The following is a 16,681-nucleotide window of genomic DNA, read 5'->3' as shown; positions in this document are numbered from 1 at the left end:
CCGTGGGTTGGGTGGATTCACATCAATACGCTATCCGGCGATTGCTGCGGATCGCTCACTGACAATGGCCATCAGCTTCCCTTGCGCAGATTTTGCCGCTTCGGCGTGGCCCGCGAAATCAGGCAGGCGCAGCGTAAGCGCGCGCTCGGCCAGCCGCGCGGCGAGTTCAGTTATTGCCGCGCCGGCGTCACCGGCCGTCAAGCCAATCGTCCGCGCCAGGGCGAGGAAGTCCTGCGCGTTGAGGCGGTCATCCTTGCCGTTGAGCTTCAAAGCCATGCGGTCATTGCCAAGGCCGGGGAAGACTCTCGTAGTGACAGCGTCGTAGAGCGGTGCGAAACGCACTGTAGTGAACGCCTTCGCGCCAGCGTCAGCGGTCTTCAGCAGCGCGAGATTCTTCATGTGCATGTCGCCATCTGCGATCAGCCAGGCGAAGATCGCGCGCCGGAACAGGGTGTTGAGGTCAGCGGCCGGGTCCGTCGATAGTGGGCGCAGGCTCCTTGCCATGCGTTCGATTGTGCCGTCGTATTTCGCCGAGGCCGGAAGATCCAAAATGGAGCAAAAGTCCTCCAGAGCCAGGCGGCGCTGATCCTGTGGTCCACGGCGGATATCGAAACGCTCAACCACCAAGGCCGGTAACATGCCGTCCGGCATCTCGATCAACGCCGCCGACGGCACATCGAAGCCAGCGGCGCGGCCGAACTCGAGGCAAAGCCATTCAACGACAGGCAGCGTCTCATACCCCGCCGTGCCGGCCGGTTTAAGAATGTGCGTGAACGGCTGATCGATCGCCGGGACAAGATCGCCATCGGCGAGGAGGCTCATCGGAGCCTTGATCTGAACGCCCGACAGGCGAGGCGTCTCGGCGCGCTCATAGATCCTTGCGAGCTTTTGTTCGAAGGTCTCCTCGATCTCCCCGCGCGCCGGCCCTCCATAACGCCCAGTGAACCGGCCGGCATCTGCGAATGCGGCAAGCGGCGTAGCAAGAACGTCGGCTGGCAAGGTTGCCAATTCCGCACGGTTTTGGACGATGACGATGTTCGACATATAGCGCCGGCCTCGACGAAGCGCCTCGCGTTCGTCGCGTTCGTGCAAAACCTGCGCGAGCCAACCTTCAGGCAGGAGCGACTCGATGAAAGCCGGAAGCTTTCCCGGCGTTGTCTCCCGCACCAGCGCCGGCCCTGAACGCTTTTGCGGTTTCCATCGCCATTCGAAGCCATCATGCGTTAGTCGGCCGAGAAACTCGCCATGCCAAGCGACCAATAGGTCAAGCGCCGCCTTGTTGGCAGGAGCCTTGGTCGTTCCAGGCTGGACCAGGAGGAAGCGCTCAGCGCCTTCACCTTCGCGATACCAGGCATTCTCTCGCGCCAGCGCCCAGACCGCGTCGGCAGCGGCCCGTGCGGAACCGTGTTCTTCAACCAAGCGCGCCGCCATCTGGGTTCGCATGTCCGCGGTGACCGCGCTGGCGTGTTCGCTCCTCAGCCGAAAGGCTTCCAGGAACCGCTGACGCGGCGACGACACATCGATGCGCAACTCCCCCAGATCGTCGCCAACCACCGCGACGGCGGTTGACGGATGCGGCGGCGCCTCATTCTGGACGATCTCAAGGTTGCGCAGGCGCGTGCGTTGATTGCGCCGGCCACTAATGAAAAGCCGTCCGTCTGGCGTCGGCGCGAGAAGAGCCGCGCTTGCTGACGAGAGGTACGCGTTTGGGTAAAGATAATGGGCGATGCGAACGGCGTGGCTCAGGACCGCGGTCTCCGCATTCCCGTCATCATCGACATACACTCCCCGGACAAGCTGGATCAGCTCGCCCGATTGGGCTCGAAGATGCGCCCGCTTGGCATCGATCGTCTCTCCGACCAAGTGTAAGGCCATAGAATTATCCCGCACCTGAGATGCGCGTTAATTCCATGCTCGGCCTAGGAAGTCAAGAATTTTCGCGCATCTCAGGTGCGGGAAAATCCCGCCACCTCCAACCGTTCGAAGATCCAGCACACCCGGTTGGCCAGTTTTGATCGGCACTGTCGAACGCCAGTTTCATGCCCTACGCCCGATTGGGCATAGCTTTTCTCAGCCCCGGGATTGAACGTTGGAAAGGTAGCCTTTTCGGGGGAAGGCCTTCCCCTGCGGACGAGCCAGTAGGCGTCTCGTCCGACCCCTTCTGCGGGGGATACCCCGCAACGCCCCGAGAGTGAGAGATCGGCCGGGTTGGCCGTGACGGGTTAGGATCGCGAGAGAGGCTCGCGGCGCCCGTCGCGGAGCCCTACGATGTCACATTCTGCCGCGCGCGCTCGCCCCGATCAGGACCGGGTGAGCCTCTATGAGGAAATCACCAACAAGATAATCACCGAGCTCGAAGCCGGGCGACTGCCCTGGGTCCAGCCCTGGGGCTCGAACTGCGTCTCCGCGCCGCTCGCCATGCCGAAGAACGCCGGCACAGGCCGCAGTTACTCGGGCATCAACGTGCTCATCCTTTGGGGCGCGGTCGTCCAGCACGGCTTCGCGACACAAAGCTGGCTGACTTTTCGCCAAGCGCTCGGTCTCGGTGGCAATGTGCGCAAAGGCGAACGCGGAACAACTGTCGTCTATGCCGACCGTTTCGTTCCAGATGATGAACGCCGCCGCTGCCGCGAGACCGGCGACGAAGCCGTCGCCATCCCGTTCCTCAAACGTTTCACGGTCTTCAACGCTGCGCAATGCGAAGGCCTGCCGGAAGATCTGGTCACTGTCCCGCCGCCGGTCCCCGAAGGGTTGATCATGCCCGACGTCGAGGCATTGATCCGCGCCAGTGGCGCCGATCTACGCCTTGGCGGCGACAAAGCCTTCTACGCGCCAGCGCTCGACTACATCCAGGTACCACGGCCCGAGAGCTATTTCGAGCCGATCAACTGGCATCGCACAGCCTTGCATGAGCTCGGTCACTGGACAGGCCATCCGTCTCGATTGGCGCGTGATCTTTCAGGTTGGTTTGGTTCGAAGTTATATTCGCGCGAGGAGCTCTGCGCCGAAATGACGTCGGCATTCTGCTGCGCGACGCTCGGCATCATCCCGACCGTCCGCCACGCCGACTATATCGGCTCCTGGCTTGATGTTTTGCGGGAAGACAATCGCGCGGTCATTCGGGCCGCGAGCGCGGCGTCCAAGGCAGCGGACTATCTCCTCGCCTTCCGGCCGGGCATCGATTTGGCGCTTGCCAACGAGCATGACGCGACCTGACGAAGGCCGGTCTACGCTCGTTGATACGATCGGCCAAGCCATGACATCTTTTGCGTGAACCACCAGAAGGGCAAGAATTCAAAATGAAAAGGACCTCGCTAACGCACCCATTGAAGATCGCGGCGCTATCCGCGGGGCCAATTTTTGGACGAGTTGGCATCACTTTCTGCCCTGGCAAATACGACCCGCATGCCATGAGCGGCCATTGGGATCGTGATCTTTCTCTCGACCTCGATGCCATCCGCGTATGGGGAGCCGCCGCTGTCGTTACTCTCGTTGAGCAGAACGAATTACTCCTCCTTCGGGTCGAACAACTTGGGGAGGAAGTGACTCGCAGAGATATGTTGTGGTTTCACCTTCCTATTGTGGATGTGTCGACACCTGACGAGGAATTCGAGCAGCGATGGGCAGTCACTGGTGATGCGCTTCGAAATCTGCTGCGCAGCGGGCGTGATGTCCTGGTTCATTGCCGCGGGGGGCTCGGGCGAGCTGGCACAATCGGAGCTCGGCTTCTAATCGAACTCGGGATGGAGCCAACGGCGGCTGTCAGGCAGGTTCGCGCCGCACGTCCCGGTGCAATCGAGACCCGCGAGCAAGAAAAATACGTCCTGGATATCGGTACCCGCTTACCGTGACACACGGAGAAAATCATGGATTGGTTTGAAAAGCTCACAGGGTTTCGGGAAGCTGGCTACGAAGAGACCCGCGGGCAGCTCACTGTCTTGGACGGAAGACTGGTTTCTCGGATCAATGGCGAGAGCTATGGGATCGGAGAGCTTGAATTGGTTTCACTTCAGGCTCTCCGCGAAAGGGTAAAGTCCGCAGACAAACTGCCCGGCAGGTTGAAGACAAGTGTGGTGATCGGCGATGTACGGCGCATGCATAGGTCCCCCGAAAATGCCGGCGCGCTTTTCCAGGTGGCATCACAGTTCAATTTGTTGGAGATGGTGTCGCCAGACGTGACGCCGGAACATGGCGTGACCCGGTATCAAAGCGACCCCACTCAAGGGCCGGCTTGCGCCATCGCCGCAGGCGCGGCGACCATCTACCGCAATTACTTCGCTCCGTTCGGGGGCAGCGAGGGCCAAACCGTGAGGAGGCAACTCGATGGGCTCGCGGACCTTGGGGATGCTTTGAGCAGTGCGACGAAACTGCCCGTCGGCGATCTATGGATGATGCAGAACGGCTACGCCTTGGGTACCCAAACGGGACTCGATGCCATCGCTCAACATCTCGGAACGCTTACAACAGACCAAATCGATGTCCTGCGCGGAAAACTGCGTATCGGAATACACCACGATGTCGAAGTCACCGAAGCAGCGGGGCCGGATCGGCCCCGGGTCTCTCAGTTATTCTGCTCGGCCCTGCCAGTCGCCTACAGTCGCGTGCCGCCCGCTCATTGGGAGCCATTCGCGGTGCTCGTCTTGGAGGCCGCTTACGAGGCAACCATGTGGGCCACCGTGCTGAACGCCCAACGCGGCGCATCAAATGTCATTTTCCTGACGCTTCTTGGCGGCGGCGCCTTCGGCAATCATGGCAATTGGATCCATGCCGCCATACGGCGGGCTCTGAAATTGATGACCGCCTACGACCTCGATATCAGACTCGTGAGTTACGGCACGCCCTCCAAGGAGATAGTGGCTATCGCGGAGGAATTCAGCTGATTGTCACCCGGGCGCGCAGGATTATGCGCCTCTCGCTCCCCCTGCATATCCGAGCCGATTGCGCGCGGCCGGATCATTCCGGATTGCGAAGCGCCAAGTGCGCCGTCCCGGTTATACAAACTCGGATATTCCCTAGGCGTCGTGGGCGAGGCTTGCCGCGTGGGCCCGTGGGAGGTCTCCAAGCTGCCGCCCCCCGCGAATTTCGCTCGACGAGAGTAAGAGGGCTGCGCCGGTTTTCGTGGCGGGTTGGAGGTCGAGAGAAAGTCTTTCGGCCGCCCGTCGCGGAGAATCCGACATGGCTACCGCCGTTCAGAAGATCACCCTCAGCGCCTCGCGCGACATCCCCTTCAACAAGCTGGTGCTCAGCCAGGCGAACGTCCGGCGCGTGAAGGCCGGCGTCTCGATCGAGGATCTGGCTGAGGACATCGCCCGACGCACGCTCTTGCAGAGCCTCAGCGTCCGGCCGGTTCTCGACGCCGAAGGCCAGGAGACCGGCATGTTCGAAATCCCAGCCGGTGGCCGGCGCTTCCGGGCGCTCGAACTTCTGGTCAAGCAAAAGCGCCTAGCGAAGACCGCGCCGGTCCCCTGCGTGGTGCGCGAGGGTGGCATCGCCGAGGAGGATTCGCTGGCCGAGAACATCCAGCGAGTCGCGCTCCATCCGCTCGATCAATTCCGCGCCTTCCAGGCGCTGCGCGATAAGGACCTTGGCGACGAAGAGATCGCCGCCCGGTTCTTCGTGACGGCGACCGTGGTGAAGCAGCGCCTGCGACTGGCCGCCGTCTCCGACAAACTCCTCGACATCTATGCCGATGACGGAATGACGCTGGAGCAGTTGATGGCGTTCACCGTCACCAACGACCACGCCCGTCAGGAGCAGGTCTGGGACGCCGTCTCGCGCTCCTACAACAAGGAGCCCTATCTGATCCGCCGTCAACTCACCGAGGGCGCAGTCCGAGCCTCCGACCGACGTGCGCGGTTCGTCGGCATGGATGTCTACGAAGTCGCCGGCGGCGTGGTCATGCGCGACCTCTTCCAGCATGACGATGGCGGCTGGCTGCAGGATCCGGCGCTGCTCGATCGGCTGGTGACAGAGAAGCTCCAGGCCGAGGCCGAGGCGCTGCGGGCAGAGGGTTGGAGCTGGATCGCGGTCGCCACCGACTTCCCCTATGGCCACGCCGCCGGTCTGCGCCGCCTCACCGGCGAGACGGTCGAACTCAGCGAAGAGGAGAACGCCAGCTTCGCCGCGCTGAAGGCCGACCAGGACGCGCTTGAGGAGCAATACGCGCAAGCCGACGAGTTGCCCGACGAGGTCGATCAGCGCCTCGGCGAGATTGAGACCGCGATCGCGGCGTTCGAGAACCGGCCCGTCCGCTACGATCCGTCCGAGATCGCTCGTGCGGGCATCTTCGTCAGCATCGACAACGACGGGGCGTTGCACATCGAACGCGCCTTCGTCCGCCCCGACGACGAAGCACCGGTAGAGCCGGTCCGGGGCGGCGACGGCGATGCACCGGAAACCGCCGCAACCGCCGGCGGCGCCATCCAGCGGGCCGTCATCACCATCGGCGGCGCGCCGACGGGTTCCGAGATCGACACGCCGGACGAGGACGAAACCATCCGTCCGCTTTCAGATCGGCTGGTGACCGAGCTGACCGCCCATCGTACCCTGGCGCTGCGGGATGCAGTGGCGAACGATCCGCACATCGCCTTCCAGGCGGTGCTGCACGCCCTCTGCCTCAACGCCTTCTACCGCTACGCCTCGAACACCTGCCTGGAGATCACGGCGAAGCACTCCGGCTTCAGCGCTCAGGCGCCGGGGTTGGCCGAGACCGCCTCCGCAAGGGCGATCGACACCAGGCACGCGCAGTGGGCCAAGCAGTTGCCTGAAGCGCCGGCGGCTCTGTGGGACTCGCTGACGGCGTTCGACAGCGACAGCCAAGATGCGCTCTTCGCTCACTGCGCCGCCCTCACAGTCAATGTCGTGAAGGAACCTTGGAACCGGCGTCCGGACGCTTTCGCGCATGGCGACCAGCTCGCCGGGACCGTCAATCTCGACCTGGCCGCTGCCGGCTGGGCGCCGACCGTCGATAACTACCTCGGGCGGGTTCCGAAGGCGCGCATCCTCGAAGCTGTGCGTGAGGCCAAGGGCGAGCAGTCGGCACAGCTCATCGACCACCTCAAGAAGACCGAAATGGCCAAGGAGGCCGAGCGGCTGCTTGCTGGCACGGGTTGGCTGCCGGAGCCGCTTCGTCTCGTCGAGGTCGCACCCGTCGCCGACGAGTCGACCGGCGAGTCCGAGGCGCTGCCGGACTTCCTCGCGGGTGACGAGGACGAAGCGCCCGCCGACGCCGACGAAGAGCCGGCGCACATGGCCGCGGCCGAGTGACAGTCGACGTGCGGGGTGGCCTCGGCCGCCCCGCACCCGTTTCTCTATCCAATTCCACCCGAAAGCCCGGCCATCGCGTCGGGCTTTCTCGCTTTCGGAGCCATACCGTGACCGAGCATTCCCCCATCCCCCCAACAGCCGCCCCGACGCTCACCGATTGGGACGTCCAGCGCGGCGAGCATGATCGCCTCAACGCCGAACTGCGTCCCACGAACAAGGCGGTCGTCTTCGACGCGCTCACCGCCGCCGGCCTCACCATCGTTACCGTCCGTTTCGACGGCTATGGCGATAGCGGGCAGATCGAGGACATCGAAGCCAAGGCCGGCGACGATGTCGTCGCCCTGCCGCCCGGCAATGTCGAGATCGCCGCCGCCGTCTGGGGCCACGCTGACCTCGAACGAACGAAGATGTCCGTCCGCGACGCAATCGAGCGGTTGGCCTACGATTTTCTCGAGGAAACCCACGACGGCTGGGAAAATAGCGACGGGGCCTACGGCGACTTCATCTTCGACGTCGCCGAACGGACCATTACGCTCGACTACAACGAGCGGCACATGGAGTCCGATTATTCCCAGCACGTATTCTGAGGAGGTGACGATGGGACATTGTTTTCATCACGCGCTTTCTTCTGTGAAGAAATGGGGCGGCGCGGCCGAGGACTATCTGCCGCTGCATCAATGGTTCGACGAGTCGAAAGCCATCACCGCTGATTTTCGGCACCGCGCGTTGCGCCATCATGCCGAAGGCATCTTCATGCTGGAGCGCTTCTTCGGCCCGACGATCACGATCTCGACCGGCCGCGTGGTGCCGGTCCGGCTGATCGGCGAGCAGCATGTGCGCGAAGACCTCGGCTTCATCCCGAGCTTCGCGGATTGGGTGCGCTGCATCCGCCCCGAGCCCTGGATGGGGCGGGCCCAGCCGATCCATCGCGACGTCGATCCCTTCGCCGCCGCCCGCTGATCACTCTTCCTCGTCAACGCAACGAAAAGCCCGGCCATCGAGCCGGGCTTTCGCATTTCTGGAGACCCGACATGGCCGACTACTTCTCACCCACCGTCATTCAGCAATCGATCCCGATCACCGACATGACGCCGCTCGAACGTCTCGTGCTCAGCCTCATCTTCGATGCCGAGCCGGATGGCGAGGCGGTGTACTTCCACACCTCTCTCGGTCCGAGCGACGCTATCGGGCTTTCGATCGACGAACTTCGTGCGGCGTTCGATGCATCCGCGGGAATCGACAGCACGGCGACCACGTGCATCGCCGAGCGCGTGGCGGTCGCATCCACCGACGACACCGAGATCGAGATCGATTTCAGCGGCACGTCCTGGGAGTTCATCTTCCAGGACATCGTCCGGCGTTCATCCACGCTCCGCTACGTCACCGCGGTCACGTCTTTCACCTGTTCGAAAATGCGGTCCGACGGCTTCGGCGGCATGGCCGTCCTGATCACGGCGGACGCGATTGTCGGCAAATCCACTAATGACATCCTTGAGGACTTCCTCGCGGAGAAGGCGGGAGATGCCGCCGATGACGGCGTGCATGTTCTGCTCCGCATCCGCGAAGACGCCGTCAGGCGACAAGTCGACCAAGCAATCGAGGCCGATCCCACGCTCACCCGTCTTACGGCTGACGCAGTCAATGACTCCGACATCCACGCCGCCTGTCTCGCCGTCGTCGAATGCAGCGACCTGTCAGAGGAGCAAGGCGCCGCCGAGTTTCGCGCTGCGCTCGCGGCGATCCGCGAAGCCGAGCAACGGCTCGCTCCGGTCGGCTGATCATCAGGATCTCCAAATTCACCCGGCGTCGCGCTCCCCGCGCGCGCCGTCTTCATCCCCCATCGAAAGGAGACGGCCATGGGCTGGCTCTACATGACATCCCTCAAGGGCCATTCCAGCCCGCGCCAGTATCTCGACGCCCAGTTCACCTACGAGCGTGCCGACGTGCGCTCAAATGTGCTGCGCTCGGCGCTGGTCAGCATGCGCGCCTACTACGCCGCCGTGGAACAGGTCCGCATCGCCACCGGTCAGCGCGAGGTCTGGGCTGCCATCTGCCTCGTCCGATACAACCCGCGCGACCCCGAGGGCTACATCTTCGGCTACAAGGATATGGAAGAATCGATGGGGCCGTACGAGTGCGATTGTCCCGAACCGGTTCTCGATCTGCTGACGCCGACCGATCGCGAATATGCGGTGCAATGGCGGGCCCGATGCCGCGAAAACATCGCCGCCCGCCGCGCGAAGGCCGCCAAGCCGACCCCACGCGCGGGACAGATGATCGTATTCGACGCGCCGCTCTCTTTCGCCGATGGTCGGAGCTTCCAGCAGCTAGAGGTCATCGCCAATCCGCGCAGCCATCGCACCGTGCTCTTTCGCGCGCCAGACTCCCGCAGCCTCTACCGGATTCCAAACATCAAGAACCGGACCTACCGGCTCGTCGATCCGCCGGGATAAACGCGCGTTTCTTCTCGGCGTCATCAAAGGGTCCGGCGCCTAGCGCCGGACCCTTTTCTTATTGGACGTCCCGAGAGGGAGAGGATTGCCGGGACGGGTTTGAGCCGTTGGGGTCGAGAGAGAGCGCCCCTCGGCTCGATCAGTTCCGGCTCTCCCGAGGTTCCCTTCATGACGACGAATCCGGCTTCCACGGCCGCCTCCGCGGCCGCGCCTCTCCCGGTCGCGCCGCTCGTTCCGGCTGCGGCCGACGCCCTGGTTCATGCCGCACGGATGATCCTTCCCCATCTCCAACGCGGCCAGCGTGTCGACGCACCGACGCTCCGCGCATCCATGGTCTCCGCCTTCGGAGGTTCCGACGCCGATGGCGCCTGGGACTGGAAGACCGTCTATGACGCTTGCGAGGCGGCGACCGTCCTGTTCCTACGCAAGTTCGGCCCCGCCATGCTCGCGCGGGCAGTCTCTCCTGCCGCCGTACTGCCGATGCTGGCCAAGATCGCGGCCCTTCTTCCCACCCATACGCGCCGCTCCGAAGAGAGCCAGGCGCTTCAGCAGTTCTCGACGCCGATCGCTCTGGGTCTCGCGGCCAGCGCAGCCGCCGCGATCACGCCCGCCGATCTCGTGCTGGAACCTTCGGCCGGAACCGGGCTGCTCGCCGTTCTCGCCGAACTCGCGGGCGGGTCTCTCGTGCTGAATGAACTGGCCGAGACGCGCGCCGGGCTGTTGGACCACCTGTTCCCCGGTATCGCCGTCACCCGCCACGACGCCGCGCAGATCCATGATCATCTCGACGCCAGCATCGTTCCAAGCGTCGTGCTCATGAACCCGCCATTCTCCGCGCTCGCGAACGTCGATCGCCGCATGGCCGACGCCGCCCTGCGCCACATCGCCTCGGCGCTCGCGCGTCTCGCCGAGGGCGGCCGATTGGTCGCGATCACCGGCGCTAACTGCGCGCCCGACAATCCGATGTGGGTCGACGCGTTCGTCCGGTTGCAGGAACGCGGGCGCATCGTGTTCTCGGCCGCCATCGATGGAACGGTCTATGCCAAGCACGGCACGACCATCGACACCCGCCTGACCGTGATCGACCGTCTACCCGCCGCCGATCCGAGCGTGTTTCCGGCGATGCACCCTTGCGCCCCCGATGCCGCGACCTTGCTTGGTTGGATCGCGGAATCCGTTCCGCCGAGGCTCCCGCTTGCCACGCCAGTCATTACCCGCGCCGCGGTTCGTCCCGCCGCCGCACGGCCGCAGCGCGTTGCGCCGCGCCCTGCCTCCGTCTCGTCCACGACGCCCGAGCCGGAGGCGGTTGAGCTGACCTACGAGACCATCGACTGGATGCCAGTCGAGGGCGGTCACATCACAGAGGCGCTATATGAAGGATACGGTTTGCAGTCGATCGGTATTCCCGGCTCTCAGGCTCACCCCACAAGGCTGGTGCAATCGGCGGCGATGGCGTCGGTGGCGCCACCCAAGCCCAGCTATCGGCCGCATTTGCCCGCCGCTGTCGTAGCGGACGGCTTATTGTCCGACGCCCAGCTCGAAAGCGTGATCACCGCTGGCGAGGCCCATTGCGGCCATCTCGCCGGATCGTGGACGGTGGACGAGACCTTCGACATCGTCTCGGCCGCGCCTGACGATGCTCAACATGCCATCCGCTTCCGCCGCGGCTGGTTTCTCGGCGACGGAACCGGCGCCGGCAAGGGCCGCCAGGTCGCCGGCATCCTGCTCGACAACTGGCTGAAGGGCCGCCGCCGTGCGGTCTGGGTTTCGAAATCCGACAAGCTGATCGAGGACGCCCAGCGCGATTGGTCGGCGCTCGGGCAGGAGCGGCTCCTGGTGACGCCGCTGTCGCGCTTCCGTCAGGGGACGCCGATCCGTTTGGAGCAAGGCGTCCTATTCACCACCTACGCCACGCTGCGCTCCGACGCGCGCGATGAGAAGGTTTCGCGGGTCCGCCAGATCGTCGAATGGTTGGGCTCCGACTTCGACGGGGTCATCATTTTCGACGAGAGCCATGCCATGCAGAACGCCGCAGGCGGCAAGGGAGAACGCGGCGACCAGGCTGCCTCGCAGCAGGGCCGTGCGGGGCTTCGGCTTCAGCACGCGCTACCCAACGCGCGCGTTGTCTATGTTTCGGCAACCGGCGCCACCACGGTCCACAATCTCGCCTATGCCCAGCGGCTCGGCCTCTGGGGCGGCGAGGATTTCCCCTTCGCCACGCGGGCCGAGTTCGTGGAGGCGATCGAGGCCGGCGGCTTCGCGGCAATGGAAGTCCTGGCCCGCGACATGAAGGCGCTCGGCCTCTACGCGGCCAGGTCGCTCTCATATGAAGGCGTAGAATATGAGCTGGTCGAGCACCGCCTCACCGACGAACAGATCCGCATCTACGACGCCTATGCGGGCGCGTTCGGCGTCATCCACAACAATCTCGACGCCGCGTTGGAGGCGACCAACGTCACCGGCGAAACTGGCACGCTGAACGCCCAGGCCAAGTCCGCCGCACGGTCGGCTTTCGAGAGCGCCAAACAGAGGTTCTTCAATCACCTCATCACGGCGATGAAGACGCCTTCGCTAATCGCCGCCGTCGAGCGCGATCTGACTTCTGGCCACGCTGCGGTCATCCAGATCGTCTCGACCGGCGAGGCGCTGATGGAGCGCCGCCTTGCCGAGATTCCGACCGAGGAATGGGGCGACGTTCAGGTCGACATCACGCCGCGCGAGTACGTGTTGGATTACTTGGCGCACAGCTTCCCGACCCAGCTCTACGAGCCATTCACCGACAGCGAGGGCAATCTCGCCTCGCGGCCAGTCTACCGTGATGGCCAGCCCGTCCAGAGCCGCGAGGCCGTTGCCTGCCGTGATCGCCTGATCGAGAAGCTCGCTTCGCTGCCGCCGGTGCATGGCGCGCTCGATCAGATCGTCCAGCGCTTCGGCACGGAGGTGGTGGCCGAGGTGACGGGCCGCTCGCGCCGGATCATCCGTAAAACTGGATCGGACGGCGTCGATCGCCTCGCCGTCGAGAACCGCGCGGGTTCGGCCAATCTCGCCGAGACGCAAGCCTTCATGGACGACGCCAAGCGCATCCTCGTCTTCTCGGACGCTGGTGGCACCGGGCGCTCCTACCATGCGGAACTGTCGGCGAAGAACCGCCGCCTGCGCGTCCACTATCTGCTTGAGGCCGGATGGAAGGCCGACGCGGCAATCCAAGGCTTGGGGCGGACCAACCGCACCAACCAGGCGCAGCCGCCACTATTTAGGCCGATCGCGACGAACGTAAAGGCCGAGAAGCGCTTCCTCTCGACCATCGCCCGCCGGCTCGACACGCTCGGCGCCATCACCAAGGGGCAGCGCCAGACCGGCGGCCAAGGCCTGTTCAGACCTGAAGACAATCTGGAGAGCCACTACGCCCGCGACGCGCTACGCCAGCTTTATGTCCTGCTGGTCATGGGCAGAGTCGATGGTTGTTCGCTGGGCACGTTCGAGGATGCAACCGGGCTGAAGCTGACCGACAGCAATGGCATCAGGGATGAGTTGCCGCCGATCACCACCTTCCTCAATCGGCTGCTGGCGCTGACCATCGACCTGCAGAACATCCTGTTCACGGCGTTCGAGCAGCTCCTGACCGCCCGTATCGAAGGCGCGATCGCATCGGGAACCTACGACGTTGGGCTGGAGACACTGACGGCGGAGAGCTTCGTCGTCACCGACCGGCAGACCATCTACACGCACCCCGGCACCTCGGCGGAAACTCGCCTGCTGACGATCACGCAGCGCGAGCGCAACCGGCCGGTCACGCTCGACGAGGCGCTGGGCCGGCTCTCCGATCCCCGAGCCGTGCTGCTGGTCAACAGCCAGTCGGGCCGGGCTGCCGTTCAGGTTCCGGCGCCGAGCCTGATGCTCGAAGATGGCGAGGTCGAGCGCCGCGTGCGGCTCATCCGGCCGATGGAGCATCCCGCCATGCCGCTGGCGATGATGCCACAGACGCATTGGCGGGAAGCCGACCGCGAAACCTTCGCCCGCGCCTGGGCGGCCGAACTTGCCAATGTGCCGGAATTCACCGACAGTGAGATCCACATCGTCGCTGGTCTCTTGCTGCCGATCTGGAAGCGTTTGCCGAACGAGTCGAGCCGGGTTTATCGGCTCCAGACCGATACCGGAGAACGCATCGTCGGCCGCAAGGTGTCCCCGGCATGGGTGGCCAGCGCGCTTGAAACCAGCCCGTCGAACCTGTCCGCCGACGGCGCTTTCACCGCGCTGATGGATGGCCGGACCATCCTCGATCTTGCCGAAGGGCTTCAGCTTCGCCGCGTCCGCGTCATGGGCACAAACCGCATCGAACTGACCGGCTTCATCGACGCCATGCGTGACCGGCTGCGAGCCTATGGCCTGTTCCATGAGATCATCTCGTGGAAGCTCAGGATGTTCGTCCCGACCGACGCCGCCGGCCCGGCGATCCTGGCGAAGGTGCTGGAACGCTATCCGCTCGCGCGCGTCGCCGAGCGGGCGGCGGCGTGACGATGGCGCTCGATGCCGCCGAACTGGCGCACCGGCTCGCGCGCGATGCCGAGGCGGTGTGCCATCATTATCTCTCCAACGGCCGCCGCGAGGGCCGCTACTGGCTGGTCGGCGACGTGAGAAATGCGCCGGGCCGCTCCCTGTTCGTCCGGCTGAAAGGACCGGAATCCGGCAGGGGTGCGGCCGGCAAATGGACCGACGCGGCGACCGGCGATCATGGCGACCTCCTCGATGTCATCCGCGAGAGCTGCGGCCTGGTCGAATTCCGCGACGTCGCCAATGAGGCCCGGCACTTTCTCAGCCTGCCGAGATCGGAGCCAGAACAAGACCATGGACGGCTGCCATCGTCCGTACCGGCGGGATCGCCGGAATCAGCACGCCGTCTCTTCGCAATGGCGCAGCCGATTGCGGGCACAATCGTCGAAGCGTACTTGCGCAAACGCGGCATTACGGCTTTGCACGGAACCGCAAGCCTCCGCTTCCACCCAAGCTGCTACTACCGCCCTGATGCATGGTCTCCGACCGAGACCTGGCCGGCGATGATCGCAGCCGTCACCGATCCGGGCGGCAAGATCACCGGAGCGCATCGTACCTGGCTGGACCCATCGGGGCGGGGCAAGGCGGCGATCGACACGCCGCGAAGGGCGATGGGCAACCTCCTGGGCAACGCCGTCCGTTTCGATGTGGCGCACGATGTCTTGGCGGCTGGCGAAGGCATCGAGACCATGCTCTCGCTGCGATGCGTCATGCCCGCCATGCCGATGGTGGCCGCACTCTCGGCCGCACACCTCGCCGCCATCCTGTTCCCAGCGACACTGCGTCGGCTCTATATCGCCCGCGACGACGATCCGGCCGGGGACGGCGCCATGGCGAGTCTGATCGACCGAGCGAACGAGGCCGGGATCGAGGCGATGGCCTTGTCGCCACGACTGGGCGACTTCAACGAAGATCTCCGCACGCTCGGTGCCGATGCGCTACGGGCAGCGTTGCGGGTGCAGATCGCTCCCGAAGACGTCGCTCGTTTCATGGAATTGGCGGCATGAAGCGGCACGGGAAATGATGTCCGCGGCGGCGCCGGTCTCATGCCGTATTCGATCGAGGTGCTTCCCTGCCTTGTCGGAGAGGACCGCGCCCACGGCCTTCTGAGAGGGCGATCGGGGCGGCAAACGGCCCCGACCGGCAATGGCGGATGGCCAACTATTTTCCGTCGGCGGCGAGCCGCCTTTACATCGCGAGGCAAAATAGCCGGCCCCCGCCATCCTCCGCTGTGCTTCGGCCCTTCGCTTTGCTTCGGGTGCAGGTCCGGGCCGCCCGCCGCCTTTCGTCGCCAAGAAGGCCGCGATGGGCGCGGTCGATCCGACGAAGGGAAGCACCATGACGACCGAACACGACGACACCGGTTACGAGCCGCCGCACACCTCATCCCCGACCGATCACGTCATCGCCGAACTCCAACTCTACGGCTATCGCCCCTTTCAGGACGAACCCGATCCGAGACCACTACCCGATGGCAATGCCGTCGCCGGCGCCGCGGCCGACATCTTCGACGCCCTCGTCGTCACCCTGGCGGACACCCGCCTCGAACCCGACCTCGAGGACCTGCTTTGGTCGACCGTCAATCTCTTCCACCGCGCCGTCGGCCGGATCGAGCGCGAACTCGACGACAACGAGCAGGCGCAGAAGCGCAGCCAGAAGGAACAGGACGGCTCCGAAATCCGCTCGGTCGAACTCGAACGCCTCACCGCCGAGGGGCAGACGCTCATCGAGCGAAGGAACAGCATGGAATTCTTCCGCGACCAGGCCGCCGACCAGTTCGAGCGCCACACAAATTCAGCCTGGCGGCCGCGCTCAGGATCGAAGGTCAACCACCGCAACCTGACCTCGGCCATGATCGACAGCCGCGACTTCCTCGCCGCCAGGCGCCGGGCCGCCAACCAGGTGCTATTGCCCGCCGGCCCCAAGATCGCCTTCACAGGAGGGCTCGACTTCAACGATCATCACCTGATCTGGGACAAGCTCGACCGCGTCCACGGCAAGCATCCCGACATGGTGCTGCTGCACGGCGGCTCGCCCAAGGGCGCCGAACTCATCGCCGCCAAATGGGCGGACCACCGCAAGGTGCCGCAGATCGCCTTCAAGCCCGACTGGACCAAGCACGCCAAGGCGGCGCCGTTCAAGCGCAACGATCAGATGCTCGACGTGCTGCCGATCGGGGTGATGGTCTTCCCTGGCACCGGCATTCAGGAAAACCTCGCCGACAAGGCCAAGAAGTTCGGCATCCCGGTCTGGAAGTTCGGGAGTGGCGGCGCGTGAGCGCCGCTTGCTGTCTACCACTGCTCTCGACCCAAGCCGGTCGCCCACAGCCAAGGACATTGCGGTGAGGGTCCGCGGCGGCAGTTGAACTCCAAAAGCAGACCCTGCAGTCTAGCCTAAAAGCGGATCTACAC

General features: G+C 64.6%; 12 protein-coding genes. 11 read left to right on the top strand and 1 reads right to left on the bottom strand.

From position 1 onward, the window contains the following. Nucleotides 1-30 precede the first annotated feature (30 nt). Entirely contained in the window at nt 31-1,875 is a 1,845-nt protein-coding gene (locus HUW10_RS04190; protein WP_174502355.1) for a HipA domain-containing protein, read from the bottom strand. Nucleotides 1,876-2,268: 393 nt separating this feature from the next. Here HUW10_RS04190 and HUW10_RS04185 point away from each other — a divergent pair, with 393 nt between their 5' ends. From HUW10_RS04185 to HUW10_RS04135, 11 genes are all read left to right on the top strand, one after another. After that, the gene (locus HUW10_RS04185) at nt 2,269-3,216 is read left to right on the top strand and encodes an ArdC family protein (RefSeq protein ID WP_174502354.1); all 948 of its coding nucleotides are present in this window, start codon (nt 2,269-2,271) and stop codon (nt 3,214-3,216) included. A gap of 83 nt (nt 3,217-3,299) precedes the next feature. Then, a complete protein-coding gene (locus HUW10_RS04180; protein WP_174502353.1) occupies nt 3,300-3,851 on the top strand; it encodes a cyclin-dependent kinase inhibitor 3 family protein in 552 nt (183 codons plus the stop codon). Nucleotides 3,852-3,866: 15 nt separating this feature from the next. Next, on the top strand, nt 3,867-4,880 hold the full coding sequence (locus HUW10_RS04175; RefSeq protein ID WP_174502352.1) for a hypothetical protein: 1,014 nt from the start codon (nt 3,867-3,869) through the stop codon (nt 4,878-4,880). A 295-nt stretch (nt 4,881-5,175) separates the two neighbouring features. Further along, nucleotides 5,176-7,266, top strand: a complete 2,091-nt coding sequence (locus HUW10_RS04170; protein WP_174502351.1) for a ParB/RepB/Spo0J family partition protein — start codon at nt 5,176-5,178, stop codon at nt 7,264-7,266. A 107-nt stretch (nt 7,267-7,373) separates the two neighbouring features. Next, nucleotides 7,374-7,853 (top strand): DUF6878 family protein, encoded by a 480-nt coding sequence (locus HUW10_RS04165; RefSeq protein ID WP_174502350.1) that lies wholly within the window; start codon nt 7,374-7,376, stop codon nt 7,851-7,853. Between the two features lie 10 nt (nt 7,854-7,863). Next, entirely contained in the window at nt 7,864-8,226 is a 363-nt protein-coding gene (locus HUW10_RS04160) for a DUF6915 family protein (RefSeq protein ID WP_174502349.1), read from the top strand. Between the two features lie 71 nt (nt 8,227-8,297). After that, on the top strand, nt 8,298-9,044 hold the full coding sequence (locus HUW10_RS04155) for a hypothetical protein (RefSeq protein WP_174502348.1): 747 nt from the start codon (nt 8,298-8,300) through the stop codon (nt 9,042-9,044). A 78-nt stretch (nt 9,045-9,122) separates the two neighbouring features. Next, the gene (locus tag HUW10_RS04150) at nt 9,123-9,719 is read left to right on the top strand and encodes a DUF6927 domain-containing protein (protein ID WP_174502347.1); all 597 of its coding nucleotides are present in this window, start codon (nt 9,123-9,125) and stop codon (nt 9,717-9,719) included. A 168-nt stretch (nt 9,720-9,887) separates the two neighbouring features. Next, on the top strand, nt 9,888-14,234 hold the full coding sequence (locus HUW10_RS04145) for a bifunctional class I SAM-dependent methyltransferase/DEAD/DEAH box helicase (protein WP_174502346.1): 4,347 nt from the start codon (nt 9,888-9,890) through the stop codon (nt 14,232-14,234). A gap of 2 nt (nt 14,235-14,236) precedes the next feature. Continuing rightward, entirely contained in the window at nt 14,237-15,277 is a 1,041-nt protein-coding gene (locus tag HUW10_RS04140; RefSeq protein WP_174502345.1) for a toprim domain-containing protein, read from the top strand. A 331-nt stretch (nt 15,278-15,608) separates the two neighbouring features. After that, nucleotides 15,609-16,547: a DUF2493 domain-containing protein gene (locus HUW10_RS04135; protein ID WP_174502344.1), complete on the top strand. Its 939-nt coding sequence runs from the start codon at nt 15,609-15,611 to the stop codon at nt 16,545-16,547. The last annotated feature ends 134 nt before the right edge of the window (nt 16,548-16,681 follow it).

The sequence above is a fragment of the Acidiphilium sp. C61 genome, assembly GCF_905116885.1.
GTDB lineage: Bacteria > Pseudomonadota > Alphaproteobacteria > Acetobacterales > Acetobacteraceae > Acidiphilium.
Note: the sequence above shows the minus strand (reverse complement) of the source record. Positions and strands in the feature narration are given on the sequence as shown.

Coding starts and splice junctions, on each gene's coding strand:
- HUW10_RS04190 (WP_174502355.1), bottom strand. CDS start 1,875: ATGGCCTTACACTTGGTCGGAGAGACGATCGATGCCAAGCGGGCGCAT.
- HUW10_RS04185 (WP_174502354.1), top strand. CDS start 2,269: ATGTCACATTCTGCCGCGCGCGCTCGCCCCGATCAGGACCGGGTGAGC.
- HUW10_RS04180 (WP_174502353.1), top strand. CDS start 3,300: ATGAAAAGGACCTCGCTAACGCACCCATTGAAGATCGCGGCGCTATCC.
- HUW10_RS04175 (WP_174502352.1), top strand. CDS start 3,867: ATGGATTGGTTTGAAAAGCTCACAGGGTTTCGGGAAGCTGGCTACGAA.
- HUW10_RS04170 (WP_174502351.1), top strand. CDS start 5,176: ATGGCTACCGCCGTTCAGAAGATCACCCTCAGCGCCTCGCGCGACATC.
- HUW10_RS04160 (WP_174502349.1), top strand. CDS start 7,864: ATGGGACATTGTTTTCATCACGCGCTTTCTTCTGTGAAGAAATGGGGC.
- HUW10_RS04155 (WP_174502348.1), top strand. CDS start 8,298: ATGGCCGACTACTTCTCACCCACCGTCATTCAGCAATCGATCCCGATC.
- HUW10_RS04150 (WP_174502347.1), top strand. CDS start 9,123: ATGGGCTGGCTCTACATGACATCCCTCAAGGGCCATTCCAGCCCGCGC.
- HUW10_RS04145 (WP_174502346.1), top strand. CDS start 9,888: ATGACGACGAATCCGGCTTCCACGGCCGCCTCCGCGGCCGCGCCTCTC.
- HUW10_RS04140 (WP_174502345.1), top strand. CDS start 14,237: ATGGCGCTCGATGCCGCCGAACTGGCGCACCGGCTCGCGCGCGATGCC.
- HUW10_RS04135 (WP_174502344.1), top strand. CDS start 15,609: ATGACGACCGAACACGACGACACCGGTTACGAGCCGCCGCACACCTCA.